Source organism: uncultured Gilvimarinus sp. (assembly GCF_963972205.1).
Taxonomy (GTDB): Bacteria; Pseudomonadota; Gammaproteobacteria; order Pseudomonadales; family Cellvibrionaceae; genus Gilvimarinus; species Gilvimarinus japonicus.
This window is the reverse complement of record NZ_CAXAUC010000001.1, coordinates 652,771-670,549: the sequence shown is the minus strand read 5'-3', so window position 1 is coordinate 670,549 and position 17,779 is coordinate 652,771. Positions and strand designations below refer to the sequence as shown.

The 17,779-nt window shown below is 53.7% G+C and carries 14 protein-coding genes; 1 reads left to right on the top strand and 13 read right to left on the bottom strand.

Going from position 1 to position 17,779, the window contains the following annotated elements:
• Positions 1 to 142 precede the first annotated feature (142 nt).
• The 4 genes from AACY82_RS02935 to AACY82_RS02920 all read right to left on the bottom strand — a co-directional run bounded on the left by AACY82_RS02935 (position 143) and on the right by AACY82_RS02920 (position 4,728).
• Entirely contained in the window at positions 143 to 502 is a 360-nt protein-coding gene (locus AACY82_RS02935; protein WP_339615262.1) for a DUF3325 domain-containing protein, read from the bottom strand.
• Positions 499 to 2,157: a PepSY-associated TM helix domain-containing protein gene (locus AACY82_RS02930; protein WP_339615261.1), complete on the bottom strand. Its 1,659-nt coding sequence runs from the start codon at positions 2,155 to 2,157 to the stop codon at positions 499 to 501. The genes AACY82_RS02935 and AACY82_RS02930 overlap by 4 nt, the downstream gene beginning before the upstream one ends.
• A complete protein-coding gene (locus tag AACY82_RS02925) occupies positions 2,154 to 2,447 on the bottom strand; it encodes a DUF3649 domain-containing protein (RefSeq protein ID WP_339615260.1) in 294 nt (97 codons plus the stop codon). The genes AACY82_RS02930 and AACY82_RS02925 overlap by 4 nt, the downstream gene beginning before the upstream one ends.
• Before the next feature lie 115 nt (positions 2,448 to 2,562).
• Entirely contained in the window at positions 2,563 to 4,728 is a 2,166-nt protein-coding gene (locus tag AACY82_RS02920; RefSeq protein ID WP_339615259.1) for a TonB-dependent siderophore receptor, read from the bottom strand.
• Between the two features lie 272 nt (positions 4,729 to 5,000).
• Here AACY82_RS02920 and AACY82_RS02915 point away from each other — a divergent pair, with 272 nt between their 5' ends.
• Complete coding sequence (locus AACY82_RS02915) at positions 5,001 to 5,330, top strand: Plug domain-containing protein (protein WP_339615258.1); 330 nt, start codon at positions 5,001 to 5,003, stop codon at positions 5,328 to 5,330.
• Between the two features lie 50 nt (positions 5,331 to 5,380).
• Here AACY82_RS02915 and AACY82_RS02910 read toward each other — a convergent pair whose 3' ends face one another.
• From AACY82_RS02910 to AACY82_RS02870, 9 genes are all read right to left on the bottom strand, one after another.
• Complete coding sequence (locus AACY82_RS02910; protein ID WP_339615257.1) at positions 5,381 to 6,172, bottom strand: DNA adenine methylase; 792 nt, start codon at positions 6,170 to 6,172, stop codon at positions 5,381 to 5,383.
• Positions 6,173 to 6,452: 280 nt separating this feature from the next.
• Positions 6,453 to 7,088, bottom strand: a complete 636-nt coding sequence (locus tag AACY82_RS02905; RefSeq protein WP_339615256.1) for a hypothetical protein — start codon at positions 7,086 to 7,088, stop codon at positions 6,453 to 6,455.
• Between the two features lie 78 nt (positions 7,089 to 7,166).
• Positions 7,167 to 7,517, bottom strand: coding sequence for a DUF1353 domain-containing protein (locus AACY82_RS02900; protein WP_339615255.1), 351 nt, complete (start codon positions 7,515 to 7,517; stop codon positions 7,167 to 7,169).
• A complete protein-coding gene (locus AACY82_RS02895; RefSeq protein WP_339615254.1) occupies positions 7,517 to 8,224 on the bottom strand; it encodes a hypothetical protein in 708 nt (235 codons plus the stop codon). Before AACY82_RS02895 ends, AACY82_RS02900 begins: the two co-directional genes overlap by 1 nt.
• Complete coding sequence (locus AACY82_RS02890; RefSeq protein WP_339615253.1) at positions 8,221 to 8,793, bottom strand: hypothetical protein; 573 nt, start codon at positions 8,791 to 8,793, stop codon at positions 8,221 to 8,223. Before AACY82_RS02890 ends, AACY82_RS02895 begins: the two co-directional genes overlap by 4 nt.
• Positions 8,793 to 10,235 carry a pyocin knob domain-containing protein gene (locus AACY82_RS02885; RefSeq protein WP_339615252.1) on the bottom strand — a complete coding sequence of 481 codons (1,443 nt, stop codon included), beginning with the start codon at positions 10,233 to 10,235 and terminating at the stop codon, positions 8,793 to 8,795. Before AACY82_RS02885 ends, AACY82_RS02890 begins: the two co-directional genes overlap by 1 nt.
• Before the next feature lie 2 nt (positions 10,236 to 10,237).
• On the bottom strand, positions 10,238 to 11,086 hold the full coding sequence (locus AACY82_RS02880; protein ID WP_339615251.1) for a hypothetical protein: 849 nt from the start codon (positions 11,084 to 11,086) through the stop codon (positions 10,238 to 10,240).
• Entirely contained in the window at positions 11,083 to 12,516 is a 1,434-nt protein-coding gene (locus tag AACY82_RS02875; RefSeq protein ID WP_339615250.1) for a hypothetical protein, read from the bottom strand. Before AACY82_RS02875 ends, AACY82_RS02880 begins: the two co-directional genes overlap by 4 nt.
• Positions 12,516 to 17,774: a tape measure protein gene (locus tag AACY82_RS02870; RefSeq protein WP_339615249.1), complete on the bottom strand. Its 5,259-nt coding sequence runs from the start codon at positions 17,772 to 17,774 to the stop codon at positions 12,516 to 12,518. Before AACY82_RS02870 ends, AACY82_RS02875 begins: the two co-directional genes overlap by 1 nt.
• Positions 17,775 to 17,779 lie beyond the last annotated feature (5 nt).

Genomic DNA, 17,779 nt, shown 5'->3' with positions numbered 1-17,779 from the left:
AACAAAGCATCGTCGCGCTTTCATCCTGTCAATATGACAGCGCGACGCAGCCTTCTATACATTTAAATAACGCTTACCGCTGGCTTTATCGAGACATTCTGGAAGTTCACATCCGTGGTTTTAGCTGAGTGTCGTAAAAGAGCTATAAAACAATCAATACGCCAGACAACACAAGCAGTCCAAGCGTGGCGCTAACGACGCCGAGTTTGGTAAGCCACGGCAAATAATAAGTCACTGTCATTGTCACGATAACGGCCGATAACGTAAGGCTGCCCAGCGCGGAGACAAGTCCGAAGCTCCAGCCTTGCAGGGCGACACTGACGATAAAACTGAGGGAGATTTGCCCCCAGCCCAACACCCGCAACAGGGGCGAACTTAAGCGCGACTTACCGTCAAGCTTGCTTAGCTCCCATGCGTGGCGGTTCATTGCCAGACACAAGCTCGCCAAGGCACCAACCCCGATTAACCACTGTGTTAAAAACAATGCATAAGGCGTAATCATGGCGTGCGTCCTTGGCCTAGCTTGTTGTTGCTTCGCCGCGTGAGAATGGAATTTTCTGGATTCGGCAAAGCGCCTTGCCTGATACGGAAGACACACCAAGCTGCCCAACTAAAAGCGAACCCGATAACCAGTATGGTTAGATCAAAGCCCACAAAGACCCAGTCGCCGGACATTACACTGCGCACCACATTGCGTTCCGTTGTGAGCGCGTTTAACAAGGGCAGGGTAATGAACAACACGCCAGTAACGGCCAGTAGCTCTTGCCAGGCGCTGATTCTCGGCCGTAGGGCGGCGTATAACAACATTCCAAGCCAGGTTAAAAATAGGCTGTGTATCTCCCAATCACTGCGCCCAACCATATCTATAGGCAGTAAACGGTTGGCCGCAAAATACACAGCAATGCCTGCCGGTAAACCATTAATCGTACCTGTGTTTAATCTCTCGACCAACACCAACCCGATGTGCGTGCGGCCCGGCTTGCGCTCGGCTTTTTTTCGGCGTTTAGCTGTCCACAAAATTAACCCGGTTGCCACCATACCAGTGCCCAGCACACCGGATAAAAAATACAGCCAACGCAGTGTGGTACCAGCAAACAAGCCCTCGTGCAAACCAAGAAACACATCGCGCACATGCTTGGCCATAGAGGCATCAGCCGGCTCTATGTGCAAAAGATCACCCGTTACACCATCAAACACCAAGCGCTCGCCACTGGTGCTAACCGTTTGATCGATGCTTTCGTACAATACCACCCGCGCGCTGGCATCTTGTGGGTGGTGAACATCAACCACCTGAACCCGGCCTTGGCCCCAGCGCTGTTCGGCATGATTAATAACACTGGCAAAGGGCACCAGAGGGGCAGGGGTGTTAGCAGCGCCCACGATGCCTGGCGGGTCAAATACTTCGGCATAAAACTGCCGCCGGCCTTCATCGCCATAGTGCGATGCGACTATTAAAGGCATCAGTGAAAACCCCATAAACAATAAACCCGAATAGGTGATCATTAAATGAAAGGGCAGTGCAAACACGCTAAAAAAGTTATGCGCATCCAACCAAGAGCGCTGGCCTTTACCGGGCCTGAAGGTAAAAAAGTCGACAAATATTTTTTTGTGAATAATGATGCCGGTGATGAGCCCCACCATCATAAACAACGTGGCAAGGCCAATAATCCAATCGGAGTAACCGCGCCCAAGGTAGTGCAGGCGCCAGTGCATCTGGTATAGGGTTTGCCCGCCGCCAGTATCGCGTGGGGTAAGCGTCTCACCGGTTTTAGCATCCAGCGTTAAACGCCCGCGGGCCGAGCTTGCACCAGCCTCTTCAGAAGCGCCTTGCCAAAACACGCTGGGGTAAAGTTGGTTGCGCCCAGCTGGCAAACTAATGTACCAACGCTCTGCTTGGGGTGCCTCCTGCTCTAAACGGGCACGCACCACATTGGCCGTCTCCAGCGTGCTTAACGGGGCCTCTACGAACGGGAGCTCGGGCTGCATCCAGCGATCAATTTCAGTATCGAAATACCCAGCCGTACCTGTAACAAAAATTAAAAACAACACCCAACCCAGGGTTAACCCGACCCAGGTGTGCAACCAAGTCATGGCTTGGCGAAAGCCACCATCGAGTGAGACGGAGGCTTTTTTATTCTTCGATGACGATTGACTCATAAGCCCACACTCGCTAACACATCCACTCCCTTGGCCAGGCAAAGGCCTGTCAGAATGAGCGCCGGAATCAACAAGACAAGCCAGGCGCGCATCGGCTTTCGTACCGCGCCAACCCAAATAATGGCAGCGACGTACACCGCAAAACTGACCAGGTTACCCGCCAAAACGGCATCGCTTTTACTGGCAGGTAAAAAAGCGGCAACAAAAATACCCACGGAGTTGGCCAGAGCGTAGCCACCCAATAATGCCGCGGCAATCAATGAAACAAGGCGCCAACCGGTTAAGCCCATAACGGATTCCAATAGAACGTTAAACGTAAAAAGCCCGCAGGTAGCTGCCAATCGCGCCTACCTGCAGGGCTATAGAGTCAAGTCGTCACGCTAATACGCAACACCTAACTGAGCGTTAGAGCTTATAGTTTACCGATGCGGTAATATTGCGCGGCTCGCCATACTCTAGCTGGCTGTAAAACCCGATTTGGCTGTAGTAGGTTTCATCCAACACATTGTCCGCGTTTAACTGCAGCGACAGTTGCGACGAAATGTCGTAGCGCGCCATCAAGCTGACCAATGAGTAGGATTTTTGCTCCAGGCGCTCGGGGTCCTTTGTCACAGGGTTAGTCGCATCGGTATAGTTGCCACCTTGCCAGTTAAAACCGCCAGAAAGCGTTAGCTTATCGAGTGCGCCGGAAAATTGGTACGTGGTGTACAACTTAAACAACTCGTTAGGCTGATTGGTGTTCACCGCGTCCCCTTTGGCATCTTCAGCATCGAAGTTGGTGTAACTAACACTAATATCCCAGCCATCGGTTATTTGGCCCACCACCTCCAGCTCGACGCCGGTTGCTTCAGCGCCCTCAGCGGGGCGGTACGCCTGCTCTTCGGGCACCGTGCCAGGGATTGTTATATTGCCATCGGGCTGAGCCAGATTGTCCTGAACTACATTAAAAAGACTGATCGTGGTGTGCAGGGCATCGTTAAAGAAGCGACTTTTTAAGCCCAGCTCGTAGTTGATGCCATCAATCGGATCTAGGTAGTCGCCGTTGCGGTCGCGTTCGCTTTGCGGTTGGAAAATCTCCGTGTAGCTGGTGTACAGCGAGTGGTGTTCGCTCAGATCGTACAAGAGTGCAGCGTACGGCGTAAAAATATTATCAGCGCTAAAATCGCCAGAACCGTCGATGTGATCGGTTTGCTCCCAATTAGACACTCGTCCACCCAGAATCACTTTAAACGCATCGGTGACCTCTAAGCGTGTCGCGGCGTACAACCCCTCTTGTTTGGTATTGAGGTTGGTGGCTACGGACTGTTCGCCCCACGTCGGTTGCGGATAGCTGCCATCCCATTCAAAGAAGTTGCCCACGGGCGCCACATCCGAGCGTGCGCGAGTTTGCGAGATAAAATCTTGCTCGCTACTGATGGCACCGACAGTTAGATCGTGAGTATTGCCAAACAGTGAATAGCTGCCAGACAGCTGCGCGCTGAAACTGATCTGATCGCGCTCGGTCTCGGCATTATAGGGTGAGGGATTTAAGCCTAAGCCGGTTTCGCGATCAACGGTGCCCGACATATAAAGTAGCATCAAATCTGCTTCGTTCACATTGCGGTTAACGTTTAGCTTTAAGCGCCAGTCGTTGCCAAAATCGTAAATCAAATCGGCAAACTGATTTTGTACGGTTGAGGCCCACGAGGTCCAGTCTGCACCAATGGTTTTGGAACGCTCCCAATCGGTACGGCCACCGTCGCTAAACCAAGGAGTTAGGCCGCCCCAGGTAGAAGCTGTGGGTTGGTTATCCTGGTAGCTTGCCCCCACGCGCAGCAACATATTGTCGGTCACATCGGCGTCCAGCACGCCATAAAATACGGTGGTTTCATCGCCGGCCAGATCGCGGAAAGAATCACCATCTTCGTAGTTAACAACGGCTCGGCCACGCACGCTGCCCGAGCGATTCAAAGCAGTACTCACATCAGCGGTAGCGGTGTAGGTATCCCATGTGCCCACCGATACGTTAGCTGAGCCGGTCAATACTTTGCTGTCGGCGTGCTTGCGCACTAGGTTGACCGAAGCGGACGGGTTGCCGGCACCGGTCAGCAGGCCGGTGGCGCCGCGCACAACCTCAACACGTTCGTACAACGCGGTGCTTGATTGAGTTTCTCCGGCATCGCCGCCAGAACTCCAGCTCATGGGAACACCATCAATCTGATAGTTATCGATGGCAAAACCGCGTGCCGAAAAACGATGACGCGCGCTATCTGTCGCAACCGACGAGACACCTGCGGCGTTATTAATCACATCGGTTAACGAGCGCAAATCCTGATCCTGCAAACGCTGACTGGTCATGACACTGACCGATTGAGGCGTTTCGTACAGAGTCAGCCCAAGACCTGTGGCGGTATCCAGGCGATCGTTGGTGGTGTACTTAGTGGTGATTAAAATTTCTTCAACGCCAGACTTGGCTTTGTGCGTTTCGTCCGTTGTTTGAGCGTAGACCGTCGAGCTAATCACGGCTGATAACGCCAACAAGGTAAAGCCAGGCAAGGCGCGCCAGCGGCTGAGATAAATAATAGTAGACATTGTGACCCCCAAGTCGTCACGTTCATTTGGCCTGCAATCTTAATGACAACGATTACCATTTGCAATATGTCATTACCTCTTGGCTTATTTGTAGTTGCGGTTTAAGACAGTCAAATGCAGCGAATCCCGCGAATCCCGCGAATCCCGCAGCGCTAAACCTAGCACGCGTCAGGCTTGTGGCGATTTACGCCTTGCGCTAGCCAATACACGATGTGATAATACTTATCATTAAGATTAACGTTAAATTGTATTTAACCTTGGGGGTTAAACTCGTGAAAGCTCGTTCATTTATGCTCAAAACCGGCGGTTTGCTCAGTCTGGCTATCATCACCGTTAACGCACAGGCTCAAACCGAGCCCGCTAAAGTTGAGGAGCTCGTGGTTACCGGTCAAAAGATCGCGCGATCTTTGCAGGACACCGCAGCCAGTGTGGCGGTACTAACCGAAGAAGCCATGACCGATCAACAAATTGAGAGCTTTTACGACTTAGTCGCTCAGGTGCCCAACGTGCACGGTACGCTGAGTACCGGCTTTAGTATTCGCGGCATCGACGCCTTTATGATGCCGCGCGCGATAAATCACAGCTTCCAGCGCGATAATTGAGTGGCGCTATCTGTTACGCACAACGGAACGGAATCACACCTATTGAAACACTAGAATAACCCAGCCGGCTCCGCCTTCACATCCCAGCTAAATATCAACACCTCCTTTGCCTGACTACTTGCACCACCGCCCACCGTGTACTTGATATCGGTTGTCTCGGTGTGGAAGTCTGAAAAGCAACGGCGGATGTCTGGGTGGTCATTCAGGCTGATAATTGCCTTACCCTGTAAGCCGGCCAGCACCTTTGCCATCTGTTCGTATTGCTCAAAGCCAAACTCCACGCCGTAGCCAGCTGTCTCCCAGTACGGTGGGTCCATATAGAACAGCGTGTGCGGCCGGTCGTAGCGCTTAATGCAATCAGCCCAGCTAAGGTGCTCGATGAACGTGCTAGATAACCGAAGGTGTGCGGCCGAGAGCTGCTCCTCTAAGCGCAGCAGGTTTAGACCAGGCGGTGTTGTTGTCGCGGTGCCGTAGGTTTGGCCCTCCACCAGCCCACCAAACGCTGATTGCTGCAAATAGTAAAACCTTGCCGCTCGCTGGATATCGGTCAGCGTCTCCACCCGCGTGTCCTGTAGCCACTTAAACACCTGGCGCGAGCTCAGCGCCCACTTAAACTGCCGTACAAACTCCTCTAAGTGGTGCTGTACCACGCGATATAGGTTAACCAGGTCGCCGTTGATATCGTTTAACACCTCCACGTCCGCTGGGTTCGGCCGCAAGAAGAACAAGGCCGCTCCTCCAGCAAACGGCTCGACGTAGCATTTGTGGCTGGGGAACAGTGGAAATATGCGGTCTGCAAGCCTACGCTTGCCGCCTATCCATGGAATGATTGGGTTTGCCATTATTGCCTCCGGGGCTTCCGTCCAGAGGCTCGGTGGCCTTCACATGATGATTAAGCGCTTTACAGCGCGGGCACTTGATCTGTATCTCTTTAAAATCGGCCACGGCCAACTTACGACCGCAGTCGTAACATCTAACATCTTCCATCGTGCGCAAACCTTTTTCATTCTGTTAACATGCGCCTACTCTCGCGAGAGTGGGCGGCCTTGGTCGGTTTGCAGCCTTGTACTGCTAATCGACGTCGGCAGCGGTGTTACAGCACCGTTGTCGTCGCCGCTTTTATTACTGAACTGGTGTGGTGGTCCGGTTATCCGATGCATCGTTGTAGCTGTCAGAGCTATCGCTGTTGTCCACCGGCCCTGGCGAGTAGTTGGCGCAGCTGTCACCCAGGCAGCTATCGGCGTACCGGTCACCGTGCCACTGATCGCCACCTACGCTGTCCCCGCCAATCTGTGTACTGCTGTCGTTTAGCTGGCGGCCGCTGACTAGATCACGCCCCGCGTATGAGCTGCTGTCATTAATGCGATCGCCGCCAATCTGGTCGCCACCTACTGATAACGAGTTATCGATATAGCTGCGATCCATCGCCGTCACCGCACCGGTCACGCCCACAAGCGCGTCTGACCACTGCTGACCAACCATGTAGCTGCCGTAGATTGGCAGCGCCATTGATAGGGTTTTATCCAGCAGCCCCCAGGCTGGGTGGTAGTCGCTTCTGGGCTGCGGGGTTGTCACTTTGTTGCCTTCCTGGGCGACCATGACGCGACATAAATCTGTTTCACAGCTTGCCGCTTGCATCGATAGCCTGTCTTGCCGGGCTTGCTCGGCGGCCGCCCACTGCAGCCAGCGATCGTCGGGTTGGTTGCTGGCGCATCCTGCAAGTGCAAGAGCGAGAGATAAGAAGATTAGTAAGCGCATGATATTCCCCAGTAGTTGTTAGCGGTCGTTAGAGCGCTTATTCAAACGCGGGGGCCGTGCTGTGTCAGTTGAAGCGCTTCAATAGTGAAACCGACCGAACGCCCGGACGGCGTAATAAATCGGGTAGCGGTAGCGCTTTCTCACTCCTTCCCATGTCATTGCCTGCAGAAACAGTACATCGCACTCGGCTCGCGGAATCTTTTTGCGGTAGCAAAAATCGTGAACGATGGCGCCCAGAATGGAGCGGCCTTTAAACCAGGCATACAGTGGTCCCAGTAACCGGGGCACGCTGTCGGTATCGCACGTAAAGCCGGCGGGGACGATATCGCCGTTGGGGAGGTGGATATCTTCGAGGAGCTGTACCCGCTTGCCACCGGGAAGATGGCAAACCTTTACGCCCTGGTACGGCCCACCAAAGAGCGTGATCATTATTCGGGTTCGGGTTCGGGTTCGGGTTCGGGTTCGGGTTCGGGTTCGGGTTCGGGTTCGGGCTCTGCCCACGTTTGCGACATTATCGCTGTTACTTTTTCATCGTCTGTTAGCAGCTCACTTGCCGCGATGGCTCTTATCTCTTCTTTCAGCACCCAGCTCAAATACCAAATTGGTTCCTGGCGCTCTTCCTCCTTTAAGCTGATCTCAGCAAACAACGCTGTTGTACGTGGGTAGTTAACGTTGTCGGCACCGCGCCAAATTGCATCAACCGCAAAGCCGCCGTTTAAATCGGCATTGGACTTTGCTTGGCTCATTAGATCACGGCTTACTGGGTCAGTTTGAAAAACACGGCCATCGGCTAGCGTTACAGTGGCATCTGCAGCATTGCGCAGCGCATCACGTTCGCGCTCAATGATCGCTTTGCGCATTTCAAGAGCTTCATCTACGCTTGGGTTCATGACTACCCACGTCGTGCTCCACCTGCCGGGCACCGATTTGTCTAGTGGCCCCTCAACCAATGTTTGCCACTTTTCGACTGCGGGCTTTGGGGTTTCGACGTAATCGATAACCTCAACGCCAACATTCGCTAGCCAACCAGAGTCGAGAGCGTCCAAACTGTTAATAATCTCAGGCGCAAAGCGCTGTTTTACATCGCGCTCACTTAAAATAGTTTGCTCTGCATTATCAATGTATTTTTTGATCATGATGTAATCCCCATAAGCTGCACAACACCGTTGTTTGCATTGGGCGCGAACACTCCCGTCCACCCGCCGCCTTGACTGTACGCGCCGCCCAGCGGGTTGTACCCAAATGACAGTGCTCTTCTGTTTCTGTCATAGCTCTTATCGCCACCCGCAACAAACGCGGATACAGCGCCTTTTCCTAATTCGCCACCACCCGTCGCAAGCAAGCTTACGCCTGACGAGGCCAGCGTAGTGTCACCACCAGCATCGGCGTCCTCGCCGTACACATCCGACCCCGAGACAATATAGTCGCTTTCTCCGTGAGCACTGGCGGCGCCAATATTTACGGTTATTTCTCCAGACAGGTGCCGTGTAGTTGCGTCCACTTTATTCCCGTGGTCGCCATATTGTCCGTAGTTTTGGCCGTAAGCGCCGTCGGCATCGCCGCCTTTACCTTGTCCGGCACCCCCGAGATAAACATCTGCAATAAAATAACCATCAAACGTAGCACTAGAGTCTATGATTAGCTCTCCGCCACGGGCGTATATGTCACCATCTATCTGAACCTGCAACTTTTTTAAGCTAAGCATTACATATACCCCGACGATCTACCGTCGTTGAGTGACAGCAGTAGCTTGGATGGATTGAGCGGCATTGTGTAAAAGTGAATGTTGTCAAAGCCGGTTGTGTTGTTGTTAAACGCGCTAGGCGTAGAAATCCAGCTAACTGTCTTTCCCGCGCAGGTAATTGACGCCGTGGCTTTACGTCCTAGCCTCACCGCAGCGATGTGCCCATAAAACACATCGTCGGTGCCATCTGGGACGTTAGTTAAATTAAGTGTAATAGTGCCGCTGGTCGAAATAGAGCCGTCACTGAAGTCGAGCAAGAAAAAATTGGACTGGCTACAGTCGAGATCGACTGTAATGTTGTTGCTCGACTCATCTGCGCTCGTAAATGCACGTACCGAGTCTGTTACAAAACCGCCAGAGCCGGATGAACCCGCTTCTTGCCAACCTTGCCAAACGCCAGAAACCTTATAATCAACAAAGGTTTTTCCACTACCGGGCCTGTACACCTCTAGTTTTTCAAAAACAGTTGTGTGAAAAGTTCTAGTAACTTGTGCCGCGCCGGGTTCCGGTGTGTTCGACGGAGAGTTACCCCCGGTATAGTCGTAATACGCAGTGCAGTTAATCCCCAGAGAGGGAAGATCATAAAGGTCATCTGAGGACGTTAATTCAATAGGGTTACCCAACCCCAGCCAGCCCACAAAAGGAACACTCCCCACTGTAATGTCAGTAGATGAGCCTGCCATAGCAAGGTTTTTATCTGTCCAGATCGTAGTCCACGGAGACCAGTTATTGCCCGCAATAGACCTAACCTTTGTCGCGGGCTTAGAGCTAGAAAGTTCTGATGCAATTTGCAGGCAATACTTACCCGGCACACCAAGACCTTCCCCAGTGACACGCAAGCTAAAGGCGCCGCCGCTGTTAGGAAATGGGTTATCCCCCGCGTTAGCGTTAGGGTGCAGCGAGCCGTAACAAGTGTAATTCCTGCCCGTAGTTACAGTATCTATGTCTACATTAGGAATACTTCTAGGGAAAGGGATGCCCCAATATGCAACCATTTCATGGCCGCGAGCGGCATCAAGTATTGCGCCCGCTGTACCCGCCAGAGCTTCCGCTGTAGTGGCGATATTAATAGTGCTGGAAAGTATCTCCCAATCAGAATTAGCCCCAGCCGGCTCGCTAGCGGTAACATCAGCGATTACCTGCACCGCTTTCCATAATTTTTGCGTTGCTGCGTGATAGACAACATCATCTACTGCGACTGCCCCGGTCAACTCTTCCCATCGTCCGACATAACCCGGTACGGCAATAGATACATATTCAGCAAACGCACTTTCTAAACCAGCGTTAGAGTTTACGCCTCCGACGGCGGCATCCACCGCTTGCGCCAGCGCCTGCAGCTTTGCCAAATACTGGCCACCAACATCACTTTGGTTAAACTCTACTCCAGGTACAGGTATGGCCATGATTATGCCTCTCTCACTTCAATAGGTGCGGTAAAATTGTTAAAAAAGGTGCCGGTGAGTGCTGGATTACTGACAAATTTTGCGCTCATGGCGTATTCAATTTCTGTGCGGCCACCCGCCTGCGGGAACATGCTAATAAAAAAATCCTTAGTAATGCCTACAGTGCGGAATGCCTCGCTCATGTGCGGACGCTCTTGGTCGCTTAGGTAATCTAAGGCAAAAGCAAAACGTCGGTTGCGCGGGCGATCAGTGCTAAAAACCGATTGTGCGGCTGTTACGCGCTGCGCCTCCGCGCTTAGCCATTGGTGCTGGTGCCCGTAACTAAAGTTAAACGTTGGCTTAAAGCTGCGGCCCAAAAAAACGCGGTCAAACTCGTGCAGTCCGTCTCGAGCAGCGTTGTCAGTGATCGTAATGCGCCCGCTGCGTGCAAACGTCGGTGCTAGCCAACACTGGCTAAACTTAAACGGCCAATTGCCAAATACACTCACCACAAGCGTGTCTACTAACCAGTCAAGCTCACCTAGCGTTTTTGTTGCCACAGCGGGCACAGTGCCCGAGTCATAGACTTGCGTGCCGGTTAACCCTACGTCATCAAAAAGCTCCACTCGCCACGTCGCAAGGTCACTCAGCCAATGCCGGTACAACACCAGCCCGTCAATCAGCTGGAGCGCGTCTAGCTCAAACGTAAACTGAGAGGTACCCGCGCCATTGGGCGTAATGGCTGCAGTTTTACTGCGGCCGTACACTTGCGAGTTAGCCACCGGTAAGCTGCTCACCTCGGTGCCGGTGGCCACGCTTAAAGTGGCTTCATCCCATAAATTATCAATCAACATCCGCATGTTATTGCTCACTGCCATACCTCCATGCGCACGCTGTTTTCTTCGGGTAAGTCCGTTAACCGGGTAATAAGCGCATCGCCACCGGCGGCAAAATACTGTGGGTATTGGATGCTAATGCTCTGGCCCAGCTGCATCGCAAATGGGCTGGCAAACGCGGCCAGCTCAAAAATTGTGTGCGGGGTTGCTGCTATACCGGCGCGGCGGACGGCCTCGAGGGCGGCGTCGGTTTCTGTTGCTATGAGCGTGCTCACGGTAATGTCAGCCGCGTCCGGGTAGTTCGTGGTGATGCCCGCGTTGGTGCTCACTACAACGCTCTCGGTTTGCTCGTACAGCGTGGCCAGCTCGGGCTCGTTCTCACGGATCGACCCCGCTAAACCGTCTGCTTGGGGCGTCCAGTTGCGCTGGTAGCCGAGTGTGATGGTTTTGGCCGGTGCAATCCGGCGTACCGGTAGCAGGCTTTCATCCTCAATATCATCCGGCGTTAGGCTGTCGCTGGTCATTTGAAGCCCATCAAAATGCACCAACGCGACCTGGTTTAAGCGGTTAAAAAACCATGCAGCGCCAACGCTGGCGGCAATCTTGTCCAGGGCATCCGCAACCGTGGTTTCATCCACTATGTACAAGCCCAAGGTGTAAGCCGGCAGCGTATCGCCAATGGGCGCGGCTAGGCCCATTACGTCGGTAACCAGGTGCGCCATTAAATCGTCGGCCGTTGCTAAATAAGTGCCGCCTACAACAGCACCTTCCACGTCAGCGGTAACCCGGCCGGTGGCGTTGTTTGCCAGGGTAAAGGTGCCGGTGGCTACATCGGCGGTAAACGGTATGCTCATGCCGTTCTCGCGCACATCAGTAATGGCTTGCACGGCTCCGTCGTGTACATGGTACTTTTTAATCGTGTGGTCTATCAGTACTGGGCTTACGTTAAAACATTGGCCATAGCAAAGTGGTATGGGCTTGCCGGTGCTGGGGCCGGTGGCCAATGTGTTTTGCTGTACGGGCCGGTCAAACAACGCGGCACGATCGCGAAACGTTAGCTTTGCGTGGTCGTAGCTGGCGGCTTCTAATTGCTCGATGCGACCAACCACAATTTGCCCAAAGTCGGCCAGGGGCCAACTGGCATCACCTACGTACATTCTAAATTCACGGCCACCAAAAACGGCCGCGCCAACCAAGGCTTGTAGCTCTTCATCTAAAAACAATTCAAGCTCACCAATGGCAACCCGGCTCACACCAATAAAGGCTTCGCTCATTTCGCGGTCAAATTCCGGCAAACTCAAAATAGTATCCGGGTAAGGCGTTAACGCCGGGGTGTCGATGGCGGCGGTGCGGTATGGGTGCGTGCTGCGGCGCAGTGTGTACTCGGTGCCGGCCAGCAGGTAGTCCATCTCGATCAAATAACAGCGATCGAGCGCCGGCGTTTTTAGCCATTCACTAAACAGCATTAGCCAGTTCTCCGGTCGTTATATATCACGTCTTGCGTGCGGTTTAGCTCACTACGCACACGGCCCAGCTCTTTAACTACGCTAGCGCTTTGCTTGCGGGCTTCATCGCGTTGAAAACGCATTTCCATAATCATGCGGTCTGTCTCGCGCGCCTGGGTGGTTTGTATCGCGTTAACAATATCGGCTGTGGATTGGTTTACGGCGGCAATCTGTGCCTCTTGGGTTGCCAGCATCTCGGCTTGCTGTGCTTCCAGCGCGGTTTGCTCTTGCTCGCGCAAGTCATCGAGCAGTGTTTGCAGCTCGGTCAGCTCGTTAATGGCGCTTTGCTGTAGCTTCGCATCGCGGCTTTGATAGTTGCGAACAACGCTGGGCACGACAGGCTCGGGCGGCTCATCGGGTACCGTTGCGCCGACGTTGCGGTACGCGTTTTGGATCTGCTCAAAAATCGCTTTGTACTCGTCAGAGCCCTGTGCGTAGTACGATTTTGCAATGTCTAAGTAACTGCTGCCCACGCCCTGCAGTTGTCCGGCTGCATCCGCATCGCCGCCTTGCGCCTTGCTAGATAAGTTGCTGAACTGGCTTTGCGCCTCACTCAGTTGGCTACCCAATAACGCGGGGCTAGCGGCACTAAGCAGCATCGCATCGGCGGCTTGCAGCAGCTGGTCGGCGGCGTTGCGCATGGCATCGTATGCGGCTTTTTCAGCTTGGTAGCGCTGCTGTGCGGCCGCTTGCAGCTGCTGGTGACGGGCTTGCTCGGCCTGTTGCAATTCGCTATTGCGGGCCATCTCGGCTTCATAGCGCGCCATAATCGCGCTCTGTAAACCTTCAATAGTGCCGATTTGGTCGCTCGCGTCGCCCACACCTAAGTTGCCGCGCAAGTCACCAATAATGCCGTTCTGGTACCCAACTTCATTCCAGCCGACGCCGGCGCGCTGGATGCTTAAAATGTCACCGCTAATACTGCTGGCTAAACTGTCGATGCGACCAAACACTTGCTCGTATTCGCTTACCAGTTTTTCTGCAGCGGTGGTGTGTTGCTCGTTAATCGCGGCAAGTTCGTCGGCAATAATGTCAGCGCGTTTGCGGCCGTATAAACGTTCGAGCATGGTGGTCTCGGCGCCCAGCTCTTCAGCGGCCGCAATTTGTTCGTCGTACCAGGCGTTTAAGTCGGTAAGCGATTGCTGCAGCGCGGTCGCGTCCAGGGCGGTCAACTCACCTGCCATGCTGGTCTCAAACTCGGCGCGGTCATTCAGTACGCTGTAAAACTCATCCATGCTCGGGGCAAGTTGCAATAGCGTGGCAAACAGTTGTTGGCCACTGGTGGTTGTGCGGTCTATGCCGTCTACCAGCGCCCTAAAACCGTCGCGCGTAGCGGGCAACGGTTGGCCAAGGTCAGTAAAAGTTTGCTGCAGGGTGCCGCTCAAGTAATCAAACTGTTCAGCACCACTGTAAAAGGCATTTAGGTAGTCAGCCGTCGCATCTCTAAACGCTTCGATGCCGCCGGTTAGGGTGATAATGCTTTGCGATATCTCCAGTTGTGCAGCGGCGGTAATGCCGGCTGCGCTGCCCATGGTTAAACCCAGCGCATCCATTTGCGCGTTGTACACGGCTTGTTCTTGTGCCACGCGTAACAGTGTTTCGTATAGGCCCTCATTCATTTTTTGGTATTGCTCAACGCCTGGCACCAGGTACTGAGTCATAAGGTCGGCTTGCTGGCTAAAAATGGCTTGCAGCTCTGCCTCAATTTCGTCGCCGCTTAAGTCTTTAAAGCTAACGTTAGGTAAGTCGATCGCAAAGTTGTCGATCATGTTTTGCGGGTTTAACCCGAGTATGTCGATCGCATCGGTAACCGAGCCGCCCACGTAGCCAAACAGCTTGCCCATGCTTGCGCGCACAGCGGCATTGATACCGCTGTACTCGGTGTTTTGGCTGCTGTCTTCACTCAGGCCCCACCAGCTGCTCTCGGTCTCTTTTATAACGTTGTAGTAGCTGGCCTCTATCGTGCCGCTGGCGAGTACTTGGCCCATCGTTTGGGCATCAAAGGTAATGCCGCTATCAATCAGCTCGCGGGTGGTTTCGCTAAAGCCGCCGAAAACGTCATCAATTAAGCCGCCCAGTGGGTCGCCAATCCAGTTGCCCAGGGCGGTGCCTAAAAGTGGGTCAAGCATCTGGGTGCCCAACACACCGGCGTCTTCGAATAGCCCACCGGTGTTAATGTTACTGCGGGTACCCAATTGCCCGGAATACGATGCATCGTTAAAGCGGCCGGCATCCTGTACCAGGCTAATCGCTAACCGCGATATGCCGCCGCTTAACGCCTTAATATTTTCATTAATCTGGCGCAGCTCTTGGTACTGGTCTAGCTCTAGCTCTTCAATGCGGTCAAACGTGTTTTCTATCGAGCTGCTTTTTGCAGTGCTGTCACCCAGCACGGTGCCAGTGCCTTGTGCGTCTTGCCGGTCAGCGGCGAGATTCATGTTCACGTTGCCGCCACCGTTAAACACACCCAAACCGGCCATAATGCCGATCATAGCGGCGCCGGCCGCAAAGTTAACAGGGAACGGTGCGGCAAAACTGCTGGTGATGGCGGTTAGCGCGTTGGCCGAGGCTTTTTGCAACGCCATAGCCAGCTCAACCGCACCAAAGGCCATCTCGATTTTGTGCAGGTTCTCACGCTCGCGTGATTGCACACCGAACATCTCAGAGGCAGCGCCGGCAAGCGCGCCGTATTGGCTTATTTGGTCGGTATAGTTTTGGCGATTCAGTGCGGTTTCGCGCTGCTGGAGTTCGTTTAATTTTGCTTGTTTGTCCGCGCTATCGGCCCAAAGGGTATTAACCTCGACTCGCTCTTTTGCAATTTTTTCCAATCCTTTTGCGTAATCCGCTTGGGACTCGGTCATTGCATCCAGAAGCGCAGCTGCATCACCAAACGCGTTGACAAAATTACCACCAAGCTCTTTTACCGCGTCCGATATCTCGCCCAGCTCATCGCGCATGTCGCCAAAGCCGCCACCGGCTAGCTCTTCGGTAATGCGGATTTGCTCGTTAAGCTCTTGCTGGGCACGCAGCTCGTCCTCGATGGCGGCTAGGGTGTCGGGGTTGCCGCCTTTAAGTTGGAATAATGCTTTTTGAATGGCGTACTCGTCTTCGCCTTGTTCTAGGCGGATGCGCAGTAGGTCGGTTTCAGCGCGTAACGATTCCAGCGTGGTTTGATCGTCGGCAAGGGCTTGCTTGCGGGTAATTAACGCTATTTCTTCACGCAGTGTTTCAAGCTGCTCAGGGCTGGCGCCGGTGTACTGCGCAAGTTGCTTTTGTATGTCGGCTTCGGCTTGGCCTTTTTCTAGGCGAACGTCCATCAAACCTATTTGCTCACGCAGTTGGTCTAAGTGCGCGTCTAGCGCCAAGCTCGCTTGCGCCGCTGCACTGGCCTTGGCAAATTCACGTATCGCGGCCGTGGCGTCTTCTGGAAGCTCTTTGGCTTTTTCAAACTCTGCTTTAAACAGCTCTAAATCAATACCGTCAAGCGCACGGCCTTGCTCATCTACAGCCGCTGCGTTTAAGCGCTGCGCGTTATAAAGGCTGAGCATGGCTTTTGTTAGCGCTTCTGCCTCGGCTTTTTCTTCCCCAGCGGCACGGTTTTCACGGTTCTTTTTTAACTGCTCGTTCAGCTTCTCGTTTTGGCGGCGTAAATCTTGGTGAGCACCCGCTGCACTGGCCACAGCGCCCTGAAGCTCCTCCATCCGCTCTTTTTGTTTGAGCGCGCTCAGCATCATCTGCTGTCCGGCTGAGGCATTCATTGCGCCGGTTGTGCGTGCAGCCTCTGCCTGCGCGCGCCAATCAACTTCAGCTTGTTTAAGCTCAGCTCGTAAGTCCGCTACCTTCTCGCGAGCGGTTTCCAATTTGGCCGCGTTACCAGCAATGGCTTGCTCAATGGTCGCATCGGACAACGCGTTAAAATTTTGCGTCGCGCCATCTAACTCGGTGGCCAACTCTTTGGTTACACGTTGCGCGTCAGTGGCGCCATCGTAGTAGCTGCTAAACGCTGTTACCGCCAAGCCGGCGGTGGCTATTAACAAACCTATCGGCCCCAGCGCAAACCGTGTCGCCATGCCCAGCGCGTTCATCGATACCGTGCTGGTAGCAGCGGCAACGCGCACTTGGCCCAAAGCGTTTACGGTGCGTACCGAGGCGGTATTCATAAACAAGGTGTTACGGATCACAGGCAGTTGTGCCGCCGCGTATTTTGCCAGCGCTACAGTACCCACTGCGGTTAGGGTATAAGCCAGCAGCTCGCCGGTTTGCAATGCCGCCGATAACGCCGCCTGCATCTCATCGGTATCCATACCGTCTAAGGCATCGGTGGCAGTTTGTAGCAGCGTAATCCAACCCTGAGTTGCGCCAGAGGCTTCATCAAAGCGTGCCAGAGCCGAGCCAAAGGCGTTATCGAATGCCGTGCGGGTGCGCCGCAACGTAGGATCTAGGCCTTCAAATTCAGCGTTTATCTCGGGAATTTGTGAAAGGATTGCTTGAAATACATCCTTACTCAGCACCTCACCCTCAAGAACCATGCGGCGCAATTCGCCCACGCCCAAATCGCCCATGCCCTCGGCAACACGCTGGGCTAACTCGGGGATGTTTTCCAGAACAGAGTTAAATTCTTCAGCCCGAACGATATCGCCGCTCATGGCTTGGCTAAGTTGGCCCAAGCCAAACTTCATGGCTTCAGTGCTAGAGCCACCTATAACCCCGAGTTGCTGCACCGCATCGGTAAACACCAACATTTCTTCGGTGCTGGCTTGCAGCTCTTTTTTACCAATGCTTAGGCGCTGAAATAACTCCACGGTGCTTTGCATAGCGGCGCCGTTGTCCTGCGCATTCGTATACAGTGCATCCCAAACCTCGTAGAACTCACCCGTTTCTTTGGTGGCTGTTCTAACCCGCTGGCGCAATACGTTGGTGTCGTCGGCGATATCCGCCATCACCCGCACACCCTGGAATGCTCTCATGCCCGCGTAAAAAAGTGCGCCTACCGTCACGGCTTGGGTAAGGCGCTTGTTTAGCCTGTCAATGGCGTTATCGGTTTCGCGGGCGCCTTTGCCGGCCTGGTCTAAACCCTGCTTAGCTTTGCGACCTGACTTATCCGTTTTATCAAGCGCATGGGCGGCATCGGTTGCTGCTTGCTCTACGCCGTCGATTTCCTTAACGACAACTTTGCCGCCTTCGGTCGTCAACTTGATGGATAGTTTCAGGTCACTCATCGTTG

Excerpts from the sequence above, each read along its gene's own strand:
- AACY82_RS02935 (WP_339615262.1), bottom strand. The coding sequence starts at position 502 with ATGATTACGCCTTATGCATTGTTTTTAACACAGTGGTTAATCGGGGTT.
- AACY82_RS02930 (WP_339615261.1), bottom strand. The coding sequence starts at position 2,157 with ATGAGTCAATCGTCATCGAAGAATAAAAAAGCCTCCGTCTCACTCGAT.
- AACY82_RS02925 (WP_339615260.1), bottom strand. The coding sequence starts at position 2,447 with ATGGGCTTAACCGGTTGGCGCCTTGTTTCATTGATTGCCGCGGCATTA.
- AACY82_RS02920 (WP_339615259.1), bottom strand. The coding sequence starts at position 4,728 with ATGTCTACTATTATTTATCTCAGCCGCTGGCGCGCCTTGCCTGGCTTT.
- AACY82_RS02910 (WP_339615257.1), bottom strand. The coding sequence starts at position 6,172 with ATGGCAAACCCAATCATTCCATGGATAGGCGGCAAGCGTAGGCTTGCA.
- AACY82_RS02905 (WP_339615256.1), bottom strand. The coding sequence starts at position 7,088 with ATGCGCTTACTAATCTTCTTATCTCTCGCTCTTGCACTTGCAGGATGC.
- AACY82_RS02900 (WP_339615255.1), bottom strand. The coding sequence starts at position 7,517 with ATGATCACGCTCTTTGGTGGGCCGTACCAGGGCGTAAAGGTTTGCCAT.
- AACY82_RS02895 (WP_339615254.1), bottom strand. The coding sequence starts at position 8,224 with ATGATCAAAAAATACATTGATAATGCAGAGCAAACTATTTTAAGTGAG.
- AACY82_RS02890 (WP_339615253.1), bottom strand. The coding sequence starts at position 8,793 with ATGCTTAGCTTAAAAAAGTTGCAGGTTCAGATAGATGGTGACATATAC.
- AACY82_RS02885 (WP_339615252.1), bottom strand. The coding sequence starts at position 10,235 with ATGGCCATACCTGTACCTGGAGTAGAGTTTAACCAAAGTGATGTTGGT.
- AACY82_RS02875 (WP_339615250.1), bottom strand. The coding sequence starts at position 12,516 with ATGCTGTTTAGTGAATGGCTAAAAACGCCGGCGCTCGATCGCTGTTAT.
- AACY82_RS02870 (WP_339615249.1), bottom strand. The coding sequence starts at position 17,774 with ATGAGTGACCTGAAACTATCCATCAAGTTGACGACCGAAGGCGGCAAA.